Annotated in this window: 23 protein-coding genes; 16 read left to right on the forward strand and 7 right to left on the reverse strand. The window is 66.3% G+C overall.

Features of this window, described 5'->3' with window-relative positions:
• The first annotated feature begins 75 nt into the window (after positions 1-75).
• Complete coding sequence (gene hisD, locus AC5RUF_RS00165; RefSeq protein WP_494129303.1) at positions 76-1,425, forward strand: histidinol dehydrogenase; 1,350 nt, start codon at positions 76-78, stop codon at positions 1,423-1,425.
• A 126-nt stretch (positions 1,426-1,551) separates the two neighbouring features.
• Positions 1,552-2,052 carry a transcriptional regulator NrdR gene (gene nrdR / locus AC5RUF_RS00170; protein WP_493998016.1) on the forward strand — a complete coding sequence of 167 codons (501 nt, stop codon included), beginning with the start codon at positions 1,552-1,554 and terminating at the stop codon, positions 2,050-2,052.
• 88 nt (positions 2,053-2,140) lie between these two features.
• Here the strand turns inward: nrdR and ppgK are convergent, their stop codons facing one another.
• Both ppgK and map read right to left on the reverse strand, forming a co-directional pair.
• Positions 2,141-2,941, reverse strand: a complete 801-nt coding sequence (gene ppgK, locus AC5RUF_RS00175; RefSeq protein ID WP_493998017.1) for a polyphosphate--glucose phosphotransferase — start codon at positions 2,939-2,941, stop codon at positions 2,141-2,143.
• A gap of 37 nt (positions 2,942-2,978) precedes the next feature.
• Complete coding sequence (map, locus tag AC5RUF_RS00180; protein WP_493998018.1) at positions 2,979-3,857, reverse strand: type I methionyl aminopeptidase; 879 nt, start codon at positions 3,855-3,857, stop codon at positions 2,979-2,981.
• A gap of 76 nt (positions 3,858-3,933) precedes the next feature.
• Between map and AC5RUF_RS00185 the strand changes: the two genes are divergently transcribed.
• Positions 3,934-4,098, forward strand: a complete 165-nt coding sequence (locus AC5RUF_RS00185; RefSeq protein WP_493998019.1) for an SPOR domain-containing protein — start codon at positions 3,934-3,936, stop codon at positions 4,096-4,098.
• 28 nt (positions 4,099-4,126) lie between these two features.
• Here AC5RUF_RS00185 and panB read toward each other — a convergent pair whose 3' ends face one another.
• The gene (gene panB / locus AC5RUF_RS00190) at positions 4,127-4,993 is read right to left on the reverse strand and encodes a 3-methyl-2-oxobutanoate hydroxymethyltransferase (RefSeq protein WP_494129304.1); all 867 of its coding nucleotides are present in this window, start codon (positions 4,991-4,993) and stop codon (positions 4,127-4,129) included.
• 164 nt (positions 4,994-5,157) lie between these two features.
• On the opposite strand from panB, the gene AC5RUF_RS00195 reads away from it, so the two are divergent.
• The 9 genes from AC5RUF_RS00195 (at position 5,158) to AC5RUF_RS00235 (ending at position 14,205) form a co-directional block, all read left to right on the forward strand.
• Positions 5,158-6,498, forward strand: a complete 1,341-nt coding sequence (locus AC5RUF_RS00195; protein WP_493998434.1) for a glutamine synthetase family protein — start codon at positions 5,158-5,160, stop codon at positions 6,496-6,498.
• 16 nt (positions 6,499-6,514) lie between these two features.
• Entirely contained in the window at positions 6,515-9,529 is a 3,015-nt protein-coding gene (locus tag AC5RUF_RS00200) for a bifunctional [glutamine synthetase] adenylyltransferase/[glutamine synthetase]-adenylyl-L-tyrosine phosphorylase (protein ID WP_494129305.1), read from the forward strand.
• 110 nt (positions 9,530-9,639) lie between these two features.
• On the forward strand, positions 9,640-11,100 hold the full coding sequence (locus AC5RUF_RS00205; RefSeq protein WP_494129306.1) for an amino acid ABC transporter substrate-binding protein/permease: 1,461 nt from the start codon (positions 9,640-9,642) through the stop codon (positions 11,098-11,100).
• On the forward strand, positions 11,097-11,825 hold the full coding sequence (locus AC5RUF_RS00210) for an amino acid ABC transporter ATP-binding protein (RefSeq protein ID WP_493998007.1): 729 nt from the start codon (positions 11,097-11,099) through the stop codon (positions 11,823-11,825). The genes AC5RUF_RS00205 and AC5RUF_RS00210 overlap by 4 nt, the downstream gene beginning before the upstream one ends.
• 63 nt (positions 11,826-11,888) lie before the next feature.
• Positions 11,889-12,551 carry an NUDIX hydrolase gene (locus AC5RUF_RS00215; RefSeq protein ID WP_494129307.1) on the forward strand — a complete coding sequence of 221 codons (663 nt, stop codon included), beginning with the start codon at positions 11,889-11,891 and terminating at the stop codon, positions 12,549-12,551.
• Positions 12,552-12,622: 71 nt separating this feature from the next.
• Positions 12,623-13,069: an SdpI family protein gene (locus AC5RUF_RS00220; RefSeq protein ID WP_494129308.1), complete on the forward strand. Its 447-nt coding sequence runs from the start codon at positions 12,623-12,625 to the stop codon at positions 13,067-13,069.
• Positions 13,070-13,337: 268 nt separating this feature from the next.
• Positions 13,338-13,517: a hypothetical protein gene (locus tag AC5RUF_RS00225; protein WP_493996937.1), complete on the forward strand. Its 180-nt coding sequence runs from the start codon at positions 13,338-13,340 to the stop codon at positions 13,515-13,517.
• Positions 13,518-13,596: 79 nt separating this feature from the next.
• The gene (locus AC5RUF_RS00230; RefSeq protein ID WP_494129309.1) at positions 13,597-13,821 is read left to right on the forward strand and encodes a DUF2188 domain-containing protein; all 225 of its coding nucleotides are present in this window, start codon (positions 13,597-13,599) and stop codon (positions 13,819-13,821) included.
• A 39-nt stretch (positions 13,822-13,860) separates the two neighbouring features.
• Positions 13,861-14,205: a DUF8129 domain-containing protein gene (locus tag AC5RUF_RS00235; RefSeq protein ID WP_494129310.1), complete on the forward strand. Its 345-nt coding sequence runs from the start codon at positions 13,861-13,863 to the stop codon at positions 14,203-14,205.
• A gap of 80 nt (positions 14,206-14,285) precedes the next feature.
• On the opposite strand, the gene AC5RUF_RS00240 is transcribed toward AC5RUF_RS00235, so the two are convergent.
• A complete protein-coding gene (locus tag AC5RUF_RS00240; protein WP_494129311.1) occupies positions 14,286-15,179 on the reverse strand; it encodes an alpha/beta hydrolase in 894 nt (297 codons plus the stop codon).
• Between the two features lie 151 nt (positions 15,180-15,330).
• Here AC5RUF_RS00240 and AC5RUF_RS00245 point away from each other — a divergent pair, with 151 nt between their 5' ends.
• Positions 15,331-15,876, forward strand: a complete 546-nt coding sequence (locus tag AC5RUF_RS00245) for a dihydrofolate reductase family protein (RefSeq protein ID WP_494129312.1) — start codon at positions 15,331-15,333, stop codon at positions 15,874-15,876.
• A gap of 32 nt (positions 15,877-15,908) precedes the next feature.
• On the opposite strand, the gene AC5RUF_RS00250 is transcribed toward AC5RUF_RS00245, so the two are convergent.
• Positions 15,909-16,583 (reverse strand): alpha/beta hydrolase family protein, encoded by a 675-nt coding sequence (locus AC5RUF_RS00250; RefSeq protein WP_493996932.1) that lies wholly within the window; start codon positions 16,581-16,583, stop codon positions 15,909-15,911.
• 265 nt (positions 16,584-16,848) lie between these two features.
• Between AC5RUF_RS00250 and AC5RUF_RS00255 the strand changes: the two genes are divergently transcribed.
• Positions 16,849-17,025, forward strand: a complete 177-nt coding sequence (locus tag AC5RUF_RS00255; protein ID WP_494129313.1) for a hypothetical protein — start codon at positions 16,849-16,851, stop codon at positions 17,023-17,025.
• 170 nt (positions 17,026-17,195) lie between these two features.
• Entirely contained in the window at positions 17,196-17,849 is a 654-nt protein-coding gene (locus AC5RUF_RS00260) for a hypothetical protein (RefSeq protein ID WP_494129314.1), read from the forward strand.
• Positions 17,850-17,962: 113 nt separating this feature from the next.
• Here AC5RUF_RS00260 and glnA read toward each other — a convergent pair whose 3' ends face one another.
• Complete coding sequence (gene glnA / locus AC5RUF_RS00265; protein WP_493996929.1) at positions 17,963-19,387, reverse strand: type I glutamate--ammonia ligase; 1,425 nt, start codon at positions 19,385-19,387, stop codon at positions 17,963-17,965.
• A 248-nt stretch (positions 19,388-19,635) separates the two neighbouring features.
• Here glnA and AC5RUF_RS00270 point away from each other — a divergent pair, with 248 nt between their 5' ends.
• On the forward strand, positions 19,636-20,076 hold the full coding sequence (locus AC5RUF_RS00270) for an RDD family protein (protein ID WP_494129315.1): 441 nt from the start codon (positions 19,636-19,638) through the stop codon (positions 20,074-20,076).
• A gap of 456 nt (positions 20,077-20,532) precedes the next feature.
• Here the strand turns inward: AC5RUF_RS00270 and AC5RUF_RS00275 are convergent, their stop codons facing one another.
• Entirely contained in the window at positions 20,533-21,285 is a 753-nt protein-coding gene (locus tag AC5RUF_RS00275) for a DUF4191 domain-containing protein (RefSeq protein ID WP_494129316.1), read from the reverse strand.
• Positions 21,286-21,288 lie beyond the last annotated feature (3 nt).

A 21,288-nucleotide genomic window follows, 5' to 3' on the forward strand; every position in this document is an offset into this window, starting at 1 on the left:
CACGGACCGGCAGCGCGGCGACGCAAACCGGAACGGGTGGGGGCCCGGCAAGAGCTGCTGGGTAGAATAATGCACGTGAATCCAACCAGTTCCGAAGCAGACTTTGACTCGTTCCGCACCATCGACCTGCGCGGGCAGCACCTGAGCCCCGCGGAGCTCAAAGGTGCCATGCCGCGCGCCGAGACCACGTTCGACGCCGCCTCGGACGCCGTCGCCGCCATCATCACCGACGTGCGCACCCGGGGTTTTGCCGCCCTGACCGAACTTGCGCAGCGGTTCGACGGCGTCGAGCAGCATCAGGTCCGGGTGCCCGGGGAAGCCCTCGATGCAGCGCTGGAACATCTGGATGCGTCCGTCCGGGCCGCCCTGGAAACGGCCATCGAACGGACCCGGACCTTCGCCAGGGCCCAGCGCCCCGCCGATGCCGAGGTGGAAATCCGCCCCGGGGCGGTGCTGGCACACAAGTGGCTGCCCGTTTCGCGGGTGGGACTCTATGTTCCCGGCGGGCTCGCGGTCTACCCGTCCTCGGTGATCATGAATGTGGTTCCGGCCCAGGCCGCCGGGGTTGAGTCGCTGGCCCTGGCCTCCCCGCCGCAGAAGGAGTTCGGCGGACTGCCGCACCCGACCATCCTGGCGGCCGCGAAGCTGCTGGGCATTACCGAGGTCTACGCGGTGGGCGGTGCGCAGGCCATCGCCGCCTTCGCCTACGGCGTGCGCGGCGACGGCGACAACCCGGCCATCCTGCCGGTCGACGTGGTCACCGGACCGGGCAACGTTTTCGTGGCCACCGCCAAGCGGCTGGTCAAGGGTGTGGTGGGCATCGACTCCGAAGCCGGACCCACCGAGATCATGGTCCTGGCCGATGACACGGCCGACCCCCGGCTGGTGGCAGCGGACCTGGTCAGCCAGGCCGAGCATGATCCGAACGCCGGCTCGGTGCTGGTTACCGCCTCCGAATCCCTGGCGGAGAAGGTCCGGGCCGAGCTCAGCCGCCAGGTCCGGGAGACCAAGCACAGCGAACGGGTGGCCACGGCGCTGTCCGGTGCCCAGTCGGGCGTGATCCTGGTGGACGGACTGGAGCAGGGCATAGCCGTCTGTGACGCCTACGCTGCCGAGCACCTGGAGATCCAGACCGCCGACGCAGCAGCAGTCGCGGCGCGGATCCGCAATGCCGGTGCCATTTTCGTGGGCAACTACAGCCCGGTCAGCCTGGGTGATTACTGTGCCGGCTCCAACCACGTGCTGCCCACCGGCGGCACGGCGGCCTTCTCCTCCGGCCTGAATGTCACCACCTTTATGCGTGCCATCCAGGTCGTGAACTACAACAGGGAGGCCCTGCAGGAGGTCAGTGCGGACATTGTGGCGCTGTCCGTCGCGGAAGACCTGCCCGCCCACGGTGACGCTGTCACGGTCCGCTTCGAGTAGCTGCCGGTGTGCCCGCAACATGTAGTAGGACTACCTACTACATGTTGTGGTGCTCCGCTTGGTTGCGGCCCGCTGTTCGCCCTATAGTTGGGAGCACCATAAGGCCCCTTCGCGAAAGGACGGGACATGTACTGTCCGTTTTGCCGCAACGCAGATTCCCGCGTCGTGGACAGCCGCCTGGCCGACGACGGATCCGCCATCCGCCGCCGCCGCCAGTGCCCCCAATGCGGGCGCCGGTTCTCCACGGTGGAGACCACCAGCCTCAGCGTGATCAAGCGTTCCGGGGTGGCCGAGCCGTTCAGCCGCAGCAAGGTCATCAACGGTGTCCGCAAGGCGTGCCAGGGCCGTCCGGTCAGCGAAGACGACCTGGCCATGCTGGCACAGGAAGTGGAGGAGTCCATCCGCGCCAGCGGCGTGGCGGAGATCGACGCGAACGAGGTGGGCCTGGCCATCCTGACTCCGCTGCAGAAGCTGGACCAGGTGGCGTACCTGCGCTTCGCGAGCGTCTACCAGTCCTTCGATTCCCTTGAGGACTTCGAAACAGCCATTGAGAAGCTGCGGGCCGAGGCTCGGGAGAACCACGGCCGGGTGCCGTCGGGAGCACAGCGGCCGCTGACGGCCCAGTAGGCGCATCACGGACATAGAAAGCGGCGGAAGGAGTATTCCTTCCGCCGCTTTTCCGTGCCCCGGCCTCTTTTACGCTCTGGCAGGCCCGCTACTTGATGTACTTGAAGTGCAGGGCCGCCTGCAGCGCGGCACCGACAATGCCGGCGTTGTTCTTCAGGTTGGCGGTCACCATGGGGGTGCGCAGTTCCAGCATCGGCAGGAAGTCCTCGCTGCGCTTGGAGATGCCGCCGCCGATCACGAACAGGTCGGGGGAGAAGAGGAACTCCACGTGCGAGAAGTAGCGTTGCAGCCGCTTGGAGTACTCTTCCCAGCTGATCCCGTCACGTTCCCGGGCCGAGGCGGATGCCTTGGTCTCGGCGTCGTGCCCGTCGATCTCCAGGTGGCCCAGCTCGGCGTTGGGAATCAGCACGCCCTTGTAGATCAGCGCGGAACCGATGCCGGTGCCCAGGGTGATGACCAGCACGGTGCCGTCCACTTCACGGCCGGCACCGTAGCGTGCCTCGGCCAGGCCGGCGGCGTCGGCGTCGTTCATCACCTGGACGTCACGCCCGAGCGCCTTGGTCAGCAGTGCGTCGACGTCGGTGTCCACCCAGCTCTTGTCCACGTTGGCCGCAGAGCGGGCGATGCCGTGCGAGATGATGGCCGGGAAGGTGACACCAACCGGGACATCGGGGCCCGGCCCGTCCGGGCGGGAGGAGAGCTCTGCGACGATCTGACCTACCACGCCTGCCACCGCTTCGGGGGTGGCCGGCTGCGGGGTGGGAATGCGGAAACGGTCGCCAATCAGCTTGCCCTTGGCGAGGTCGACAATGCCGCCCTTGATGCCGGTGCCGCCGATATCAATTCCGATGACGGCCTCGTGCTTGCCGGACTTATGCTTCTTGGCCATGGTTCTCCAGTAGTAGTTCTGAGCTCGGGTCTGCGGATTAGGGAAGGGTCAGAACTTCGGCGCCGTCCTCAGTGACGAGCAGGGTGTGCTCGAACTGCGCGGTGCGCTTGCGATCCTTGGTCGTAACTGTCCAGTTGTCATCCCACATGTCCCACTCAATGGTGCCGAGAGTGAGCATTGGTTCAATGGTAAACACCATTCCCGGTTCAATCAGCCTGCTGTACGCCGGTGCGGCGTCGTAGTGCGGGATGATCAGGCCGGTGTGGAACGCCTCGCCCACGCCGTGGCCCGTGAAATCGCGCACCACTCCGTAGCCGAAGCGCTTGGCGTAGGACTCGATGGTACGGCCGATGACGTTGATTTCGCGTCCAGGCGCAACGGCTTTGATGGCCCGGCGCAGGGACTCCTGCGTACGCTCCACCAGCAGGCGGGACTCTTCGTCCACGTCACCCACCAGGAACGTCCAGTTGGTGTCGCCGTGCACCCCGTCCATGTATGCGGTGATGTCGATGTTGATGATGTCACCGTCCGCCAGTTCCGTGCTGTCCGGGATGCCGTGGCAGATGACCTCGTTGATGGAGGAGCACAGGGACTTCGGGAAGCCGCGGTAGCCCAGCGTGGAGGGATAGGCGTGGTGGTCCAGGAGGAACTCGTGGCCCACCCGGTCCAGTTCGTCCGTGGTGACGCCCGGGGCGATATGCCGGCCCACCTCGACGATGGCCTGCGCGGCCACCTTGCTGGCAATCCGGATCTTCTCGATGGTCTCGGCGGACTTGACCTCGGAGCCGGTGAACGGGGTGGGGGCTTCCTTGTCCACATATTCGGGACGGGGAATCGACGCCGGAACCCGCAGCCGGGGGCTCACGGTCCCGGGCGAAAGATGTCCGACAGGTGCTGTGGCAAGTTTTTGGGGCATACCATCGATCCTATCGCCAGCGGCTCCGGCCGGGGGACGAGCAAAAGCCAAAGACAACAGCTGCAGGAGGACACCCATGGCCGATTTCTGGTTCAACGTTGTGACGCACGAGGTGGAGGAGGGCCCGCAGTCCGACTGGACGAAACTGCTGGGACCCTACCCCACCCGGGAAGAGGCGGAACTGGCGCTGCAGAAGGTCCAGGCGCGGAACAAGGCCTGGGACGCGGACGAAGACAACTGACCGGCGCGGACCCCCGGGCCGTGCCGGCCTAGAAGCTGTGTTCCGGTCCGGGGAAGGCGCCGCTGCGGACCTCGTCCGCGTATTCCTTCGCGGCCCGGGACAGCTCGGTGCGCAGGTCCGCGAACGCCTTGACGAAGCGCGGCTGCCTGCCGCCGCGCAGTCCGGCCATGTCCTGCCAGACGAGCACCTGCCCGGTGGTGGCGTTGCCGGCACCGATCCCGATGGTCGGCACCCGGACGGCGGCGTCGACGTCGGCGGCCACATCCGCGGGCACCATTTCCATCAGCACGCAGAAGGCCCCGGCTTCGGCGAGGGCGACGGCGTCCTGGACCACGGCCGCACCGGCGTCGCCGCGTCCCTGGACCTTGTAGCCGCCCAGTGCGTGTTCGGCCTGCGGGGTGAACCCGACGTGGGCCATCACCGGAATGCCGGCGGCCGTCATGGCACGGACGTGGTCCACGTAGTGCCGGCCGCCCTCCATCTTGACCGCGTGCACCAGCCCTTCCTTCATCAGCCGCACCGAGGACTCGATCGCCTGGGCGGGGGAGACCTCATAGGAGCCGAAGGGCAGGTCGCAAACCACCAGGGCGTGCTTGGCGCCGGCCGTGACGGACCGCGCGAAGACAATCATTTCGTCCATGGTGATGGGCAGCGTGGTGGCGTGGCCCATCACGTTGTTCGCGGCCGAGTCTCCCACCAGCAGGACCTCGATGCCTGCCTCGTCAAAGATTCCGGCGGCGTACTGGTCATAGGCGGTGAGCATGGCAAACCGGCCGCCGGTGTCCTTGAGCTGCTGCAGGTGCGAAATGCGGATTTTCTTCAGCGGCGGCGCGGCAGGCGCTGTGGAGTCCGCGGCTCCGGAGGCGTACGGGGAAGGCTGTTCGGCACTGGTCATGACTCGAGCCTACTAAAGAACGCACTTGCGGGACCGGCCCGCCCGCAGCGTGCGGTGCGTAACGCAACGGGCGGATGCGTCGCGCTGCGGCCGAAATCCGAAGTACGTAGGTAGAGTGAAGAAGGTTTCACATGTCTCGCCCGGGTACAGGAAAGAAGGTAAGGATGAACCGCCAGCAGGAATTCGTTCTGCGCACCATTGAAGAGCGCGATGTCCGGTTTGTGCGGTTGTGGTTTACCGACGTCGTGGGTTCCCTGAAATCCGTGGCGCTGGCACCGGCGGAAGTGGAAGGCGCCTTCGAAGAAGGCCTGGGTTTTGACGGCTCCTCGATCGAGGGCCTGGCCCGGATCTTCGAATCCGACATGCTGGCCCAGCCGGATCCGTCCACATTCCAGATCCTGCCCTGGCGCGGTGACGAGGAGCAGACCTCGCGGATGTTCTGCGACATCCTTACCCCGGACGGGCAGCCCTCGGCCGCCGATCCGCGCAACGTGCTCAAACGCCAGCTTGCCAAGGCCGCCGACATGGGCTTCACCTGCTACACCCACCCCGAGATTGAGTTCTACCTGCTCAAGTCGGACCAGCTGGATGCGGACGGCGAACCGGTACCCGTGGACCGGGCCGGTTACTTCGACCACGTCCCCGGCGGGGTTGCCCAGGACTTCCGCCGTACCGCGGTGTCCATGCTTGAAGCGGTGGGCATTTCCGTGGAGTTCAGCCACCACGAAGCCGGTCCCGGCCAGAACGAGATTGACCTGCGCTACGCCGACGCGCTGCAGACCGCGGACAACATCATGACTTTCCGCACGGTTGTCAAAGAAGTGGCCCTGATGACCGACTGCTACGCGAGCTTTATGCCCAAGCCCTTCTCCCACCATCCCGGCTCGGGCATGCACACCCACTTCTCGCTGTTCGAGGGCGACACCAACGCATTCTTCGAAGCCGGCGCCGAATTCCAGCTGTCCAAGACGGCACGCCAGTTCATGGCGGGCATCCTGCGCCACGCTCCCGAGTTCACCGCGGTCACCAACCAGTTCGTGAACTCGTACAAGCGCCTCTGGGGCGGCGGGGAAGCCCCCAGCTACCTCTCCTGGGGCCACAACAACCGTTCCGCGCTGCTGCGTGTCCCCCTCTACAAGCCGAACAAGGGGCAGTCCGCGCGCATCGAATACCGCGGCATCGATTCCGCTGCCAACCCGTACCTGTCCTACGCCGTGCTGCTGGGCGCCGGCCTCAAGGGCATCGAGGAAGGCTACGACCTGCCGCCGGGTGCCGAGGACGACATTGAGTCCCTGAGCGCGGCCGAACGCCGCGCCATGGGCCATGACCCGCTGCCGGCCTCGCTGCATGACGCGGTACGCGTGATGGAGGAATCCGAACTGGTGGCCGACATCCTCGGCGAGCAGGTCTTCGAGAACTTCCTGCGCAACAAGCGCGCCGACTGGAACGAATACCGCCAGCACGTGACCCGGTTCGAACTGCAGAAGAACCTGGGCATCCTCTAGGGGAAGGCGCGCCACTATGAGCCTGACCCGGCGGATGATCGCCACGGGGTTCCACGACCTGGAAAAGAGCACCCGTTTCCTGGCTGCCCGCGAACTGGAACCGGTGGACGAGGATGCCCTGTTTGCCGGGTTCAACTTCTCGGCGGACCCCGACCTGGCCCTGCAGTCCCTGGTGCGCCTGATCGGCCGCGCCCCGGAACTGGTGGATTTGGTCAACGCAGGGGAGGAGCAGGGCGAGGCCCTGTTCCGGCTGCTGGGCGCCTCGGAGGCCCTGGCGGAGTTTTTGATGCGCCATCCGCAGGACGTGTCGGTGCTGCAGCGCACGCTGCGCGCCGAGCCGGGCAGCACGGACGGGCCGGCGCTGCGGGCGTCGCTGCTGGACGCCGTCCATGCAGGCAGCGGCACCGCCCCCGTGGCCGGCCTGACCGGCACCGAAGCGTATGTGGCGCTTCGTTCGTGCTACCGCCGGCATCTGCTGGACCTGGCCGTCCGCGACCTCGGGGCGGCGTCGCCGACCGACTTCCTGCCCGCGGCCGGACGCGAACTGGCGGACCTCGCCGGCGCGGCGCTGGAGGCCGCGCTGGCGGTGTCCCGTGCGGAACTGGCTGCCAGCCATTCCGCCGAGGAAATCTCCGCGGTGAAGCTTGCGGTGATCGGCATGGGCAAGGCCGGTGCGCGGGAACTGAACTACATCTCAGATGTGGACGTCATCTACGTCATCGAAGCGTCCGGGATACCGGATCAGCGGGCAACGGCCATCGGCACCGCGCTGGCGGCCGGGATTTCACGTGCCATCAACGCCGCCGCTCCCGAGCCGCCGCTGTGGGAAGTGGACACCAACCTCCGCCCCGAAGGCAAGGACGGGCCGCTGGTACGCACCCTGGACTCACACCTGTCCTACTACCAGCGGTGGGCCCACAGCTGGGAGTTCCAGGCCCTCCTCAAGGCGCGTGCGATGGCAGGGGATCCGGACCTCGGCCGGCGTTACGAGGAAGCCGTCGCGCCGCTGATCTGGAGCAGTTCGGAACGGGACGGCTTCGTGGAGTCGGTGCAGGCCATGCGCCGGCGCGTCACCCAGAACATTCCCGCCCATGAGGAAGCCCGGCAGCTGAAGCTGGGCAGCGGCGGGCTGCGCGACGTCGAGTTCACGGTGCAGCTGCTGCAGCTGGTGCACGGACGGATTGATGAGTCGCTGCGGGTACGCGGCACCACCGCCGCTATTGCCGCGCTCAGCGACGCCGGCTATGTCGGCCGGACGGATGCGCGGGCCCTGGACGAGTCTTACCGGTACCTGCGGGTCCTGGAGCACCGCATCCAGATGGTGCATATGCGCCGCACCCACCTGATGCCCGAGAGCGAGACTGCCCTGCGGGTCCTGGCGAAGGCCAGCGCCGGCTCCCTTTCCGTGGAACGGCCAAGCGCGGACCGGCTGCGGGAACAGTGGCAGCGCACCAAGCGCCTGGTCCGGCAGCTGCATGAAAGCATCTTCTACCGGCCGCTGCTGAGTACCGCCTCGAACCTCAGTGCCGATGAAGTCCGGCTCAGCCCTGAAGCCGCCCAGGCCCGGCTGGCTGCACTCGGCTACGCCGATCCCCGCGGAGCCATGCGGCATATTGAGTCCCTGACCGTGGGCGTCAGCCGGCGCGCGGCGCTGCAGCGCCAGCTGCTGCCGGTGCTGCTGGCCTGGCTGGCGGACGGCGTGGACCCCGACGCCGGCCTGCTGGGTTTCCGCCGGCTCAGCGAGAACCTGGGCGACACGCACTGGTACCTTGGCATGCTGCGTGACTCCTCGGCAGCGGGGGAGCGGCTGTGCTCCATCCTGTCCTCGAGCCGGTTCATCACCGACCTGCTGGAGGTGTCCCCGGAGTCCACCGCCTGGCTCGGTTCCGACAAGGACCTGGTGCCGGTGTCCTTCGAGGCGCAGTGGCAGGAGATCCGGTCCAAGATGTCCCGCCACCCCGTCGCAGGGGAAGCCATGCGCCTGATCCGCCTGATCCGGCGCCGCGAGATGCTGCGCATCGCCATCGCCGACAGTGCGGGCCTGCTCAGCCAGCAGGATGTGGGCCGGGCACTGGCCGACGCCGACCGTGCCGCGGTGCTCGGGGCGCTCCACGTGGCGGAGGGCGAGGTCTTCGGCAACAGCGGGAAACTGACCGACCTGCTGGTGGTGGCCATGGGTCGGCAGGGCGGGCGCGAAATCGGCTACGGTTCCGACGCGGACGTTATGTACGTCCACCGGCCCCTGCCGGGCGCGGATCCCGCCGCCGCGCAGGCCCAGGCCGAAAAAATCGTCTCCTCTATCTCCACGTTCCTGCAGCAGCCGTGCACCCCGGCAGTCCTGGCCGAACGGCCCCTGGTATTGGATGCAGGCCTGAGGCCCGAGGGGCGGCAGGGTCCGCTGGTCCGCAGCCTGGAGTCCTACCGGGGCTACTACGGACGGTGGTCGCTGATCTGGGAAGCGCAGGCTCTCCTGCGGGCCCGGCCCATGGCCGGCAGCGATGACCTGGGCGAGGAGTTTATGGCCCTGATCGACCCCTTGCGCTACCCGGAGGACGTCACAGCCAACGACGTCAGGGAGATCCGCCGTATCAAGGCCCGCGTCGAGTCCGAACGGCTGCCCCGCGGAGCCGACCCCTCCCGCCAGCTCAAGCTGGGCCGCGGAGGGCTGAGCGACGTCGAGTGGTTGGTGCAGCTGCTGCAGCTGCAGCATGCCCGCAGGATCCCGGAGCTGCGGACCACCGCGACCCTGCCCGCGCTGGATGCCATTGAGTCCGCGCAGCTGTTGCCGGCCGCCGACGTGGCCACCCTGAGGCACGCCTGGCTGCTGGCCAGCCGGATCCGAAGCGCAAATGTTATCCGGGGCGGACGGAACCCCGACGTCCTGCCCTCCTCCCGCCGCGAGCTGGACGCCGTGGCCCGCTGGTGCGGTTACGGTGCAGGTCAGGGTGGGGTTTTGGAGGAAGACTACCTGCGCGACACCCGGCATGCCCGGGCGGTCTTCGAACGGTATTTCTACGGATACGGGGCGTAGGTCACACTTCCGGCGGGCCTTTCGGTTCGTTGCATTGCCACTGGTCTAGGTAGGCTCTATGGGGGCATTTGCGGCGCCAGCCGCAGTGAAAGAGCTAGGAGACGTTTATTTTGCTTAGTGGCAAACGGGCTTTTAAGGGCCCGGCTAAACTGGCCGTACCGCTGACCGCATTCCTCGCAACGTTGGCCTTGCTGCTTGGCGTACCTGCGGCCGGGGCTTTCGCGGCGGACAGCGTCGAGGGTGAAACCTTCGTCATCGGCACGGACACCACGTTCGCACCTTTCGAGTTCCGGGAGAACGGTGAACTCGTCGGCATCGACATGGACCTGATGAACGCCATCGCGGATGCTGAAGGCTTCGACGTCGAAATCCAGTCCCTGGGCTTTGACGCTGCGCTGCAGTCTCTGCAGTCCAACCAGGTGGACGGCGTGATTGCCGGTATGTCCATTACGGATGAGCGCCGGCAGGTCTTCGACTTCTCGGACCCGTACTTCGAATCCGGCATCCAGATGGCCGTAGCCGAGAACAACAACGACGTTAAGGGCTACGAGGACCTGCGCGGCAAGCGCGTAGCGGTGAAGACCGGCACTGAAGGGCAGACCTTCGCCGACTCCATCAAGGGCCAGTATGGCTTTGAAGTGGTTGCCTTCGCCCAGTCCGCGCAGATGTACGACGACGTCAAGGCCGGCGGATCGGTGGCCGTGTTCGACGACTACCCCGTGCTCGCGTACGGCGTGAAGTCCGGCAACGGACTCAAGACCGTCACGGAGAAGGAAGCCGGCAGCTCCTACGGGTTTGCCGTCAACAAGGGCACCAACGCCGAGTTGCTGGCGGCCTTCAACACCGGCCTGGCCGAACTGAAGGAAAGCGGCGAGTACCAGGAAATCCTGGACACCTACCTCGAGGCCGGCGCCACGGATTCCAGCTTCTGGACCCTGGTAACGGACAACGCCCCGGCGTTCGCCAAGGGCCTCGGCCTGACCCTTCTGGCCACCGCCCTCTCGCTGTTCTTCGCCCTGATCCTGGGCGTGGTGTTCGGCTTCCTGAAGGTCGGCAGCTTCAAGGTGCTGCGCGGCATCGCCTCCGTTTACGTCAGCATCTTCCGCGGCACCCCGGTCCTGGTGCAGGCCTTCTTCTTCTACTTCGGCCTGCCGCAGATCATCGACCGTCCCGTGGACGTGCTGACTGCCGGTGTGCTGACGCTGAGCCTGAACGCCGGCGCCTACATGACCGAGATTGTCCGCGGCGGCATCCAGTCCGTGGACCCCGGCCAGATGGAAGCAGCCCGCAGCCTGGGCCTTGGCTACGTCAAGACCATGCAGAAGGTCATCATTCCGCAGGCCATCAAGATCATGACGCCGTCATTCATCAACCAGTTCGTCATCACGCTGAAGGACACCTCGCTGCTGGCCGTCATCGGCTTCGCGGAGCTGACCTACCAGGGCCAGCAGATTTACGCCGTGAACTTCCGCACCGCGGAGGTCCTCATCATTGTGGCGGCCCTGTACTTCATCGTCATTACGCTGCTGACCAAGCTGGCGGACGTCCTGGATAAGAGGTTTAACAAGTGAGCAAGATCGAAACCATTGGACTGCGCAAGTCCTACGGCACCAACGAGGTCCTCAAGGGCCTGGACGTGGCCGTGGCCGAAGGCGAAGTGGTCTGCGTTATCGGCCCCTCCGGATCCGGCAAGTCCACGTTCCTGCGCTGCCTGAACAAGCTGGAAGACATCACCGGTGGCACGGTGACGGTCAACGGCGTTAACCTCACCGATCCCAAGGTGGACCTGAACTCGGTCCGCCAGCACATCGGCATGGTGTTCCAGCACTTCAACCTGTTCCCGCACATGACGGTGCTGGAGAACATCATGCTGGCACCGGTCCAGCTGAAGAAGGCGTCCAAGGCCGAGGTCCGCAAGACTGCGCTGGACCTGCTGGACCGGGTGGGCCTGGCCGACAAGGCCCACGCCCGCCCCGCGCAGCTCTCGGGCGGCCAGAAGCAGCGCGTGGCCATTGCCCGTGCCCTGGCCATGAAGCCGGACATCATGCTTTTCGATGAGGCGACGTCGGCGCTGGACCCCGAGATGGTGGGCGAAGTGCTGCAGGTTATCCGTGATCTCGCCAAGCAGGGCATGACCATGGTGGTGGTTACCCATGAGATGGGCTTCGCCCGTGAGGTGGCCGACCGGGTCATCTTTATGGCCGACGGATACATCGTGGAGGAAAACTCTCCCGAGCAGCTGTTCGGCAACCCGCAGGCCCCGCGCCTGCAGGACTTCCTCGCCAAGGTGCTCTAGCCTTCCGGGACCTCCCGTCTTCACAGCAGTGGCCGCCGACGGTGATTCGCTATGCTTCTTCGCATGAGTGAACTCACCGGTACGGCGGCCACTGTTGTCCTGCTGAGGGATTCCGACGCCGGCCCCGAGGTCCTGCTGCTGGAACGCCCCACGGCGGGATCCTTCGGCGGTGCCTGGGTATTTCCCGGCGGGCGGGTGGATCCCGGCGACCGCCGGGCCGGCGAGCCCGAGGCCGAGGCCGCCCGCCGTGCCGGCATCCGCGAAACCGAAGAGGAAACCGGGCTGCAGCTGCAGCCGGAGGCCCTCACGGCATTGTCCTGCTGGTTTCCGCCGGACAACATTCCGCGCCGCTACCAGACCTGGTTTTTTGCCGCGATGGCGCCCGACGGCGAGATCCGCCTGAATCCGGGGGAACTGCTGAACCACCTCTGGCTGTCGCCTGCCGAAGCCCTGGACCGGCACGCCAACGGCCTGATGCAGCTGGTTCCGCCCACCTGGGTGACGCTGAACAGCCTCCGCAACGATGAGGCGGCCGACGCGGCGCTGGCCCGCATCGCGGCAACAGAGCCCGAAACCTTCCGCACCCGTCCGCTGCCCGGCTATGCGCCCGGCACGGTGGTGGCCTGGGAGGGCGACGCGGAGTACGACGTCGCGGGCTCGCCGTCCGCCGCCCGGCACCGGCTGCTGATGGACGGTACGCGCTGGCGGTACGAGCGCACGCCGTAGGACCGTTATCGGTAACAGGAACGATGCGGAAGCTGTGTCCGAAGCCTTCCCGCAGCCGCTAGACTCCCCGTATGGGGATGATGATGACCGGAGTTTTTCTGCTTGGATGCGGTGCCGTGCTTTCGTGGGCCGCTGAGACCACCGCCAGGGGACGCACGGGGGTTAACTCCCTGATAGGCATCCGGGCGGGGTGGGTGACCAGGTCCGAGGCGGCGTGGCTTGCCGGTCATCGCGCTGCCCGGGTCCCGACCCATGCGGCGGCGGCTGTGTTCGCCGCCATGGGGGTGTTCGCGTTGGTTTTCCGCGGACGGGATGAGGCGCTGCTGGGCCTGGTGGTGGTGTCGGGCTCCCTGCTGGTGCTGGTCCTCGTCCTGACCGGTGCAGTTCGCGCCAACCGGGTTGCCTACCGGGTGGTTGCCGCTGAGGTGCTCGCCAAAGAGACAGCGGACGCCGGAGCAACTGCCAGTCCGGGCAGAAAAGCGGGATCCGGAACGCGCGGACCGGTTCTTCCGGACTAGAGCGTGGCTTCGGGACCAGCAACCGGGCCGGTCAGGGAATACGAACCCGCCCTCGCCCGCCCGGTGGAGCGGCTGCCCGGCCCCGGGACGCTGCCCGGGGGGCTTTATGAACCCAAATGGGACGGTTTCCGTGTTGCCGGCATCGACGGCGAGCTGCGGAATGTCGGGCGAACTGCCCCGCTGAAGCCGGCCGCGGCCCGGTCTGACTGCGTCCCTGGCAGCCGCCGGCAGGGACCAACCGTGGCCGGAAACGATTAAGTCTGCGGCCATGGACCGGTTCAACGGGGGAGCGGAACCCACGCGGATCGTCCGGGTGGAACCCCTGGTGGTGGAAGTGTCCGCAGACACCGCCTTTGCCGGCACCTCTTTCCGGCATGCGCTGCGGTTTGTGCGCACGCGGCCGGACATGGACCCGGACGAAGTGGGACTGCCGGCAGGCCTTCGCTGATGTTCTGGCCGATTTGCCATTCCCCCCGCCGGTAACGATAAGGTTGCTGATTATCCGAATCGAGGGAAGGATGGAATTCATGCCAACCGGAGATGTCGAGACGTATTACGAAGACGGAAAGTGGAAGAACCGCCGGCAGGGAAGCTCCCGCGCATTCTTTGTGGGCGGCACCAAGGCCGAGGCCGGCGTCGTAGGACGCGAAGCCGCCCGCCGCGACCGGGTGGAGCACATCCTCAAGAACGAGGACGGGCGGATCGGCCAGAAGAACAGCTACGGCCACGACCCGCGCAACATCCGCGGCTAGCGCTGACTCATCAAGCCCTATCCCAGGAGGAGGACCATCATGAGTGAATCACCTGCACACGAGAACCTGCCCCTTCCCGACTATGACCACATCCCGCTCGGCACCCTGCCGTCGCGGATCTCGTCCCTCGACGAGTCCGCAGTGTCCGAGCTGCTCGCGTTTGAACAGGCGCACGGCAAACGGCTGCCGGTCGTCCAGGTGCTGGAGCACCGGCTGGAAGCCCTGCAGAACGGGGCCGAGCCCAGCGAGGGCGGCCTGCCCGAGAACCTCCCCGAAGTGTCTTCCAGCTCCGGCGGGTCCAAGGTGTCGCCGGCCACCACGGGACCGAAGATCAACCCGCCGTCACAGGGCGATCCCACCAACCCGGCCCAGCCCCGTAAGTAGGGCTAAGCACGGTCAGGTCCGCGCCGGCGGGCCTGCCGAGCGCGGACCGGCCCCCTGCACCCGCAGGGGGCCGGTTCTGCTTAAGCCTGCCGGAGTGCCGCCAGGATCTGTTTCCGGGCCGCCCGGCCCTCCGGAACGGGCAGGAGCGGGTAGACATGGACGCCGCCCTCCGCGACGTGCAGGGACACCCGGCAGCCGGCCGTCCGCATTGCCACCTCCAGTCGCCGGATATCCGGATACGGCAGGTCACGGGTTCCGGCGAACAGATCGGTGGGCGGCAATCCGGCGAGGTTGCCGTTCAGGGGGCTGATCCGGGGATCATCCAACGGGTCGCCGTCGGCCCATGCCTCAGCGGACACACGAAGACCCGTACGGCTCAGCCAGGGGTCGCGCGCTTCCACGCCGGCCAGGTCCGGGTTCTGCATGGCCAGGTCCACCCAAGGTGACAGCAGCACCAACCTGCCCGGCTGTGGCAGCGACAGGGCCGGCAGCTGCTCGGCAAAGGCCAATGCCAGCCCGCCGCCCGCCGAATCGCCCATAAGGGTGATGTCTTCGGCAGCGTGCTGCCTCAGCAGCTCCTGATACACAGCGGCCAGCAGGGGAACCGCATCACGGTGGTTGTGCCGGGGAGCCAGTCCAGACAGCGGAACCTCCACCCGGTGACCGGCGGACGCCAGCCGGGCAATGAACCTCCAGTGCCAGCCGGTGATCGGACTGGTGTAGGAGCCGCCGTGCAGGTACAGCACCGCTGACCGCGGGCCGGCGCCCGGGTCCGGCGTACCTGCGACCGAATAGCAGGTGAACCCGTCCACGCTGCGCTGCCCGACCGGGAATTTACGGCGCAGCCGGCCCGGAGGGGGTGACGGATGTTTGGGCGCCGCCAGCCGCTGCGCAGCCCGCTCGGCCGTGGCGGTCAGGGGTTTCCGGCTCCACCGCAGGTACGGGGTGAGCATCCGCATCGCAACACTGGCCATCACTGCCCCCATCGGATCTGCCCGCCTGCGCAGAAGACTACTGCAGGCCGGGCGCGCGCCGCCCCCGGCACACCGCAGACCGGCGCACCGACGATCCGGCGACCTCACACGCACTGTTGACACCGGGACCCCGTGCGAACAGCCTGTAGGCATGCGAAAGGTAACCTCTTCCCTCTTCAGCACGGTCGACGGCGTGGTGGAATCACCCAATCTCTGGCAGTTCGACCACTTCGACGACGACATGGGCCCCGCCATGGAGGCCGCGTTGGCGGACATGGACACGGTGCTGATGGGCCGCAACACCTATGAGCAATGGGCCTCCTACTGGCCGGATCCCTCGCACGACGACGAGTTCGGCCAGTTCATCAACCCGGTACGCAAGTACGTGGCCTCCCGTACCTTGGACGGACCGCTGGAGTGGGAGAACTCCTCACTCATCGACGGTGGCCTGGAGGGTTTTGTTGCGAACCTGCGCACCACCGAAGGCGGCACCATCGGTGTGCAGGGGAGTATATCGGTGGTGCGGCAGCTGCTGTTCGCCGGACTGCTGGATGAACTGACCCTGATGGTCCACCCCGTGGTGGCGGGCGATGGGCAGCGGCTTTTCCGGCCGGAGGATCCCACCACCCGGCTGGAATTGAAGAGTTCACAGATCACATCCTCTGGCAACGCGCTGCTCACCTACTCGCTGCGGTAAGGCGGCCCGGGGGAGACGGCAGGAAAACAGGGTCAGGCGGTGACGGTACCGGTGCGGATGAACTGCAACACCGGCTCCGCCAGGGCTGCCCCGATCACCTCGGGCGGACGCTTGTTGCCGCGGATTTCAAAGGAGTGGTTCCCGCCCTCGACCCGCACAACGTGCGCGTTCGCCCCGATCCGTTCCGCCACCGGTTCAAGTTCGCCGGGCAGTGCAAACGGGTCCCGGGTGCCCTGGAGGAACAGCATCGGCAGGGTCAGCCCGTACAGGTGTTCGTCCCGCAGCTTCTCCGGCTTCCCCGGCGGGTGCAGCGGATAGCCCAGGTACACCAGCCCCGCTGCAGGCATCCCCTCGGCCACCGCCATGGAGGCCATCCGTCCGCCGAACGACTTCCCGGCCGCCCATACCGGCATACCGCCGCCGCGGGCAACGGCAGCGTCCATGGCCGCCTTCCAGGCCTCGACGGCTACGGGTGCCTTGTCAGGAAACTTCTTGCCCGCCTCCCGGTAGGGGAAGTTGAAGCGCAGCGTGGCCGCACCGCCGTCGTTCAGGGCCTCGGTGAACCCGGTCAGGAAGGGATGCTCCATGCCCGTGCCGGCGCCGTGGGCGACGGCGACGACGGCGGTTGCGTCCGCGGGGCGGGCGAACACCGCCGATACCCTCCCCTCGCCAACGGGTAGGCGGAACTGTTCGCTCTGTACGGGCATGTGTCCTAATCTACGCCGGCAGGGGCTGCCCCCGCCTTGAGTGCCCGCGCCAATGGCCCTAAACTTGATAGCGGACAGGATCCGAAGGCAAAGACGCATGCAAGCACGCGAAAGCATGCCGCAGCCTCTCCTGTAATCCGCGGTCCGCCTCAGAGCGACGAACCGCAGCACTCACCACTCCGGCACTGAAGCCACATCATTTCGGAAACCCGGCTATCGCCGTGCCCGGAGTACCACCATGCCTCTCGAAGGGAGCATCAGTTATATGTTGAAGCACGTCGCCTCGACGCGCACCAGGACCACCTCGTCCCGCATCACCGCACAGATCGCCGCTATTGCAGCGGGCTGCGCGCTGGTAGCCGGGGGAGTATCTGCTGCCGAGATCGCCATGCTGAACGCAGAGCCGGCCCCGAACCCGGTTATCGCTGAAGCAGCCGTGTAACACCACCGGCCGAATGCCGCGGTGCCCGCGGGCGCAGCGCAAAGGAAGTCTCCGCCGTCGTTCCCTTCACCGGGGATGGCGGCGTTTTGGTGTCCGGGGTGCTTTTCCGGGCAACGGCCCCAGGCCTCCTAGAATGGAGGGCACACCCCTTCACTATCCGCAGGAGCACCGTGCCCAGAGGCAAACACCATCCGCCGCGTCCCAAACCGGCCAACAGCGAGGGCATGCTTATTGCCAATGACCTGAAGAAGGATCGAGGCTGGACCGACGGGCAGATCAAGACGTTCCTGCCCGAGCCGGACAAAACGGCGCGCAACCCGTTCTCCCGCAAGGCCGCACCCATGAAGCTCTACGCCCTGGAGCGGGTGGAGGCAATTGAAGCGACACCGGAGTACCGGAAGGCCCGGGAAGCCTCACGGAACCGGCAGCTGGCCGCCCGCGAACGTGCCCTGGTGAAAAAGAAGGCGGCCGTCGCCGTCGCGCAGTCACTGGACCTGCGCATAGTTCCCGAACAGTGGGAGACCGTGCAGCGCAAGGCCATTGAGCACTTCAACGGCCGGCTGCGGGGCAAGCAGTCTCCGGCGAGCCTGTCCACGGCACCCTCACGGCTGAACCGGCTGACCGTGAACTACCTGCGCCACCAGCAGACCTCCTACGAAGAGGAGCTGAAGGAATTCAAGGGCGTAGTGGGGGTGGGGGAGGCCTATCTGGTGGTCCGCAACCGGATCCTGGACCTGATTGCCGAAACCTATCCGCAGCTGGCTGCTGAGTGCGAACGGCAGAAATTCGATGCTCCGCAGCTTCCCGACGGCGTCACGTTGTAGCCCAACGGCGCCGGTTGGGCCCGTATCGTCCGACTGCCCGGCCCGGCCGGTGCAAAACAGCAGCAGGGCCGCACCGTTTGGTGCGGCCCTGCTGTTTCTTCGCTTCTTACCGACTAGACGCCGTAGTAGAGCTCGTACTCGTAGGGGTTCGGACGCATGGCGAGCGGCAGGATCTCGAATTCGCGTTTGTACGCGATCCAGCTGTCGATCATGTCCTGGGTGAACACGCCGCCGGCCTGCAGGAACTCGTTGTCGTTCTCCAGTGCGACCAGGGCTTCCTCGAGGGAACCCGGAGCCTTCTGGATGTCCTTGGCCTCTTCGGGCGGAAGCTCGTAGAGGTCCTTGTCGATCGGATCGGCCGGCTCGATGCGGTTCTTGATGCCGTCCAGACCGGCCATCAGCTGGGCCGAGAAGGCCAGGTACGGGTTGGAGGAGGGGTCCGGCGCGCGGAACTCGAGGCGCTTGGCCTTCGGGTTGGAGCCGGTGATCGGGATACGGATGGCAGCGGAGCGGTTGCCCTGCGAGTAGACCATGTTCACCGGTGCTTCGAAGCCCTTGACCAGGCGGCGGTAGGAGTTGACCGTCGGGTTGGTGAAGGCGAGGACAGCGGAGGCGTGCTTGAGCAGGCCGCCGATGTACCAGCGGGCCAGGTCAGACAGGCCGGCGTACCCCTTCTCGTCGTAGAACAGCGGCTCGCCGCCGTTCCACAGCGACTGGTGGCAGTGCATGCCCGAACCGTTGTCGCCGAAGATCGGCTTCGGCATAAACGTGGCGGACTTGCCCCAGGCATCGGCCACGTTCTTGACGATGTACTTGAACTTCTGCAGATCATCCGCGGCGTGCGTCAGGGTGGTGAACTTGTAGTTGATCTCGGCCTGGCCGGCACCGCCTACCTCGTGGTGGGCGCGCTCGACCTCGAGGCCCACATTGTCCAGCTCAACGCTGATGGCGTCGCGCAGGTCGGCCTGCTTGTCCACCGGGGCAACGGGGAAGTAGCCGCCCTTGTAGGGGGTCTTGTTGCCCAGGTTGCCGCCCTCTTCCTCGCGGCCGCTGTTCCACGGAGCTTCGATGGAGTCCACCTTGTAGAAGCTGCCCTTGGGGGAGGATTCGTACTGGACGTTGTCGAAGATGTAGAACTCGGCTTCGGAACCGAAAAAGGCGGTGTCGGCGATGCCGGTGGAGGCCAGGTAGGCCTCTGCACGCTCGGCAACGCCGCGGGGATCGCGGTGGTACGGCTCGCCGGTGCGGGGGTTCACGATGGAGAAGTTGAGCGCCAGCGTCTTCTCGATACGGAACGGATCAATGAAGGCCGTGGTCACATCCGGGATGAGCTGCATATCGGACTCGGCGATGCCCTGGAAGCCGCGGATGGATGAGCCGTCGAACAGCTGACCGTTGACGAAGAAATCGGCATCTACGGTTTTGGCCGGCACGTTGAAGTGCTGCTGCACTCCGGGAACGTCGGTGAATCGGATGTCGACGAACTTCACTTGCTCGTCAGCGATGAACTTGAGGACCTCGTCCGCGTTCTTGAACATCGTTTCTGTGCTCCTATACAACTGTTTGGATGGAAGACCTCGGGCTGCAAGACCTAAGCTGGCGCCCGGTCCCTTGACGGTCCGGCGCAACACCTTGACCCTAAAGGGCCCCGGTTTCCCGGCAGTGACGCGTGTGTTTCCGGCACGTTACGCAGTCGATGGTCTCTCTTCCACCCTATCCGCAACGGACCGGCGCAGTGATAATAGGGGGTTTATTTGCGTCATGCGCACCCGGGTAGTCTTTAACCGTGGTCGATAGAAGCGATATAGGTTCCTGGCTGGAAGGCCCTCCCTCCGATGAGAGCACCTGGCCGGGCAAACGCCTGGGCCGGCCCCGGAGCGGGCCCGGCTCAATTGCGCGCGTGGGGCCGCGTCTGGGCGCCATCCTTATTGACTGGGCCATCGCTTCCCTTATCGCCTACTGGCTATTCGACGGGGAGGACTTCGCCATCCTCGCGGTCTTCGCGGCCGAACAGATCCTGCTTGTCGGCCTGCTGGGCTACAGCATCGGCCACCGGGTGTTCAGCCTGCAGGTGCAGAAGATGGATGGTGGACCGGCAGGCATTCCGGCCGCTATCGTGCGTACCCTGCTGCTCTGCCTGGTGATTCCCGCCGCGGTGTTCGACGCTGACCAGCGCGGCCTGCATGACCGGGCCATGAACACGGTCCTGGTAAAGGTCAAGCACTAGCCTTTCCTTCTCCCGTTTCCTCCGGCAGGCTCGGGAGGCCTCTGCCTGCCTCGCCTGCTCGTCCTTCCCAAGCTCTGTGGCTGCTGTTACCGCTGGGGTCATACCTGTCACACCCGTAGCAAAGTGTGGGAAGTTCGGCGTGGCCCCTTCTCCGGCAGGCTCGGGAGGCCTCTGCCTGCCTCGCCGTGCTCGTCCTTCCCACGCTCGGTGGCTGCTGCTACCGGTGGGGTCACAACTGTCACACCCGTACCGAAGTGTGGGAAGTTCGGCGGCCAGGCAACCCCGTGGTACCGAGGTCGCGGGCGGCGTCGCCCGTCCCCGCTGTGCGGGGCTCAGTCGGACCGGAGAACGTGAACTGCGGGAGCCGCAATGGCCGCCCGGGTAGGAACCGCAGGGCAGGGAATGCTTCCGGCACAACAAAAAAGGCCCCTCGAAAGGGGCCCTTTTTCAGAAATCCTAGCGTCCGCGGGTTGCCTTGCGGTCCGGACGGGCACGGTAGGGATCGATGCCCTTGGGGATCGGCAGCCGGGTACCCAGCGCTGAAAGGCGCTTGTTGACGGCGGCGACTTCCTGCTTGGTCAGTTCCTTCGGCAGCTTCTTGGCCGTGGTGGCCACCTTGGCCAGCGGCACCTGGCCCTCGCCGCGGCCGGTCTGGATGACGTGTACGGGCACCTTGGGGGCGATGCGGTTCATCCGGCGGCGTTCGCCGTCGGCCAGTGCCTTGGCGCGCGCAGGGGAGCCTTCGGTCACCAGGACGATGCCGGGACGGCCGATGGCGCGGAACACGGCTTCCTGCGTACGCGGGTTCACGGCAACGGGCTGTTCCTCAAGGATCCAGCCGCGGCGCAGCACGCTCAAGGCAGCGCCGGAAGCACCGGGCTGGCCTTCGATCTGCGAGAACGCCGCCCGCTCGGCGCGGCGGGACAGGATGAACACTGCGGCGAGCAGGCCAAGCGGGATCGCGATGATGAGCATCGTGATCCAGTTGTTGATCAGCAGGCCGATCAGCAGGCCCACGGCAATGATGCCGAAGAAAGCGCCCACCATCAGCCAGACAACGTTCGGATCGTTCCGGCGGGTCATCTTGAAGATGTCCACCATCTGCTTCATGCGGCCCTGCTTTTTGGGCTTCTTTTCCCCCTTCGGCTTGCGGGAAAAGACGCCCTTGCGGGCGCTCTGGGCTGCGTCGGAATCAGTGCTTTTGGCCATAAT

This window comes from Arthrobacter sp. Y3224198, assembly GCF_059090025.1.

What these genes read in the sequence shown, in the direction of transcription:
- AC5RUF_RS00215 (WP_494129307.1), top strand. Translation starts at nt 11,889, where the DNA reads ATGAGTGAACTCACCGGTACGGCGGCCACTGTTGTCCTGCTGAGGGAT.
- glnA (WP_493996929.1), bottom strand. Translation starts at nt 19,387, where the DNA reads ATGTTCAAGAACGCGGACGAGGTCCTCAAGTTCATCGCTGACGAGCAA.
- AC5RUF_RS00185 (WP_493998019.1), top strand. Translation starts at nt 3,934, where the DNA reads ATGGCCGATTTCTGGTTCAACGTTGTGACGCACGAGGTGGAGGAGGGC.
- AC5RUF_RS00275 (WP_494129316.1), bottom strand. Translation starts at nt 21,285, where the DNA reads ATGGCCAAAAGCACTGATTCCGACGCAGCCCAGAGCGCCCGCAAGGGC.
- AC5RUF_RS00235 (WP_494129310.1), top strand. Translation starts at nt 13,861, where the DNA reads ATGAGTGAATCACCTGCACACGAGAACCTGCCCCTTCCCGACTATGAC.
- AC5RUF_RS00220 (WP_494129308.1), top strand. Translation starts at nt 12,623, where the DNA reads ATGGGGATGATGATGACCGGAGTTTTTCTGCTTGGATGCGGTGCCGTG.
- AC5RUF_RS00250 (WP_493996932.1), bottom strand. Translation starts at nt 16,583, where the DNA reads ATGCCCGTACAGAGCGAACAGTTCCGCCTACCCGTTGGCGAGGGGAGG.
- AC5RUF_RS00230 (WP_494129309.1), top strand. Translation starts at nt 13,597, where the DNA reads ATGCCAACCGGAGATGTCGAGACGTATTACGAAGACGGAAAGTGGAAG.
- AC5RUF_RS00200 (WP_494129305.1), top strand. Translation starts at nt 6,515, where the DNA reads ATGAGCCTGACCCGGCGGATGATCGCCACGGGGTTCCACGACCTGGAA.
- AC5RUF_RS00225 (WP_493996937.1), top strand. Translation starts at nt 13,338, where the DNA reads ATGGACCGGTTCAACGGGGGAGCGGAACCCACGCGGATCGTCCGGGTG.
- AC5RUF_RS00240 (WP_494129311.1), bottom strand. Translation starts at nt 15,179, where the DNA reads ATGGCCAGTGTTGCGATGCGGATGCTCACCCCGTACCTGCGGTGGAGC.
- AC5RUF_RS00255 (WP_494129313.1), top strand. Translation starts at nt 16,849, where the DNA reads ATGTTGAAGCACGTCGCCTCGACGCGCACCAGGACCACCTCGTCCCGC.
- panB (WP_494129304.1), bottom strand. Translation starts at nt 4,993, where the DNA reads ATGACCAGTGCCGAACAGCCTTCCCCGTACGCCTCCGGAGCCGCGGAC.
- AC5RUF_RS00245 (WP_494129312.1), top strand. Translation starts at nt 15,331, where the DNA reads ATGCGAAAGGTAACCTCTTCCCTCTTCAGCACGGTCGACGGCGTGGTG.
- AC5RUF_RS00195 (WP_493998434.1), top strand. Translation starts at nt 5,158, where the DNA reads ATGAACCGCCAGCAGGAATTCGTTCTGCGCACCATTGAAGAGCGCGAT.
- map (WP_493998018.1), bottom strand. Translation starts at nt 3,857, where the DNA reads ATGCCCCAAAAACTTGCCACAGCACCTGTCGGACATCTTTCGCCCGGG.
- ppgK (WP_493998017.1), bottom strand. Translation starts at nt 2,941, where the DNA reads ATGGCCAAGAAGCATAAGTCCGGCAAGCACGAGGCCGTCATCGGAATT.
- nrdR (WP_493998016.1), top strand. Translation starts at nt 1,552, where the DNA reads ATGTACTGTCCGTTTTGCCGCAACGCAGATTCCCGCGTCGTGGACAGC.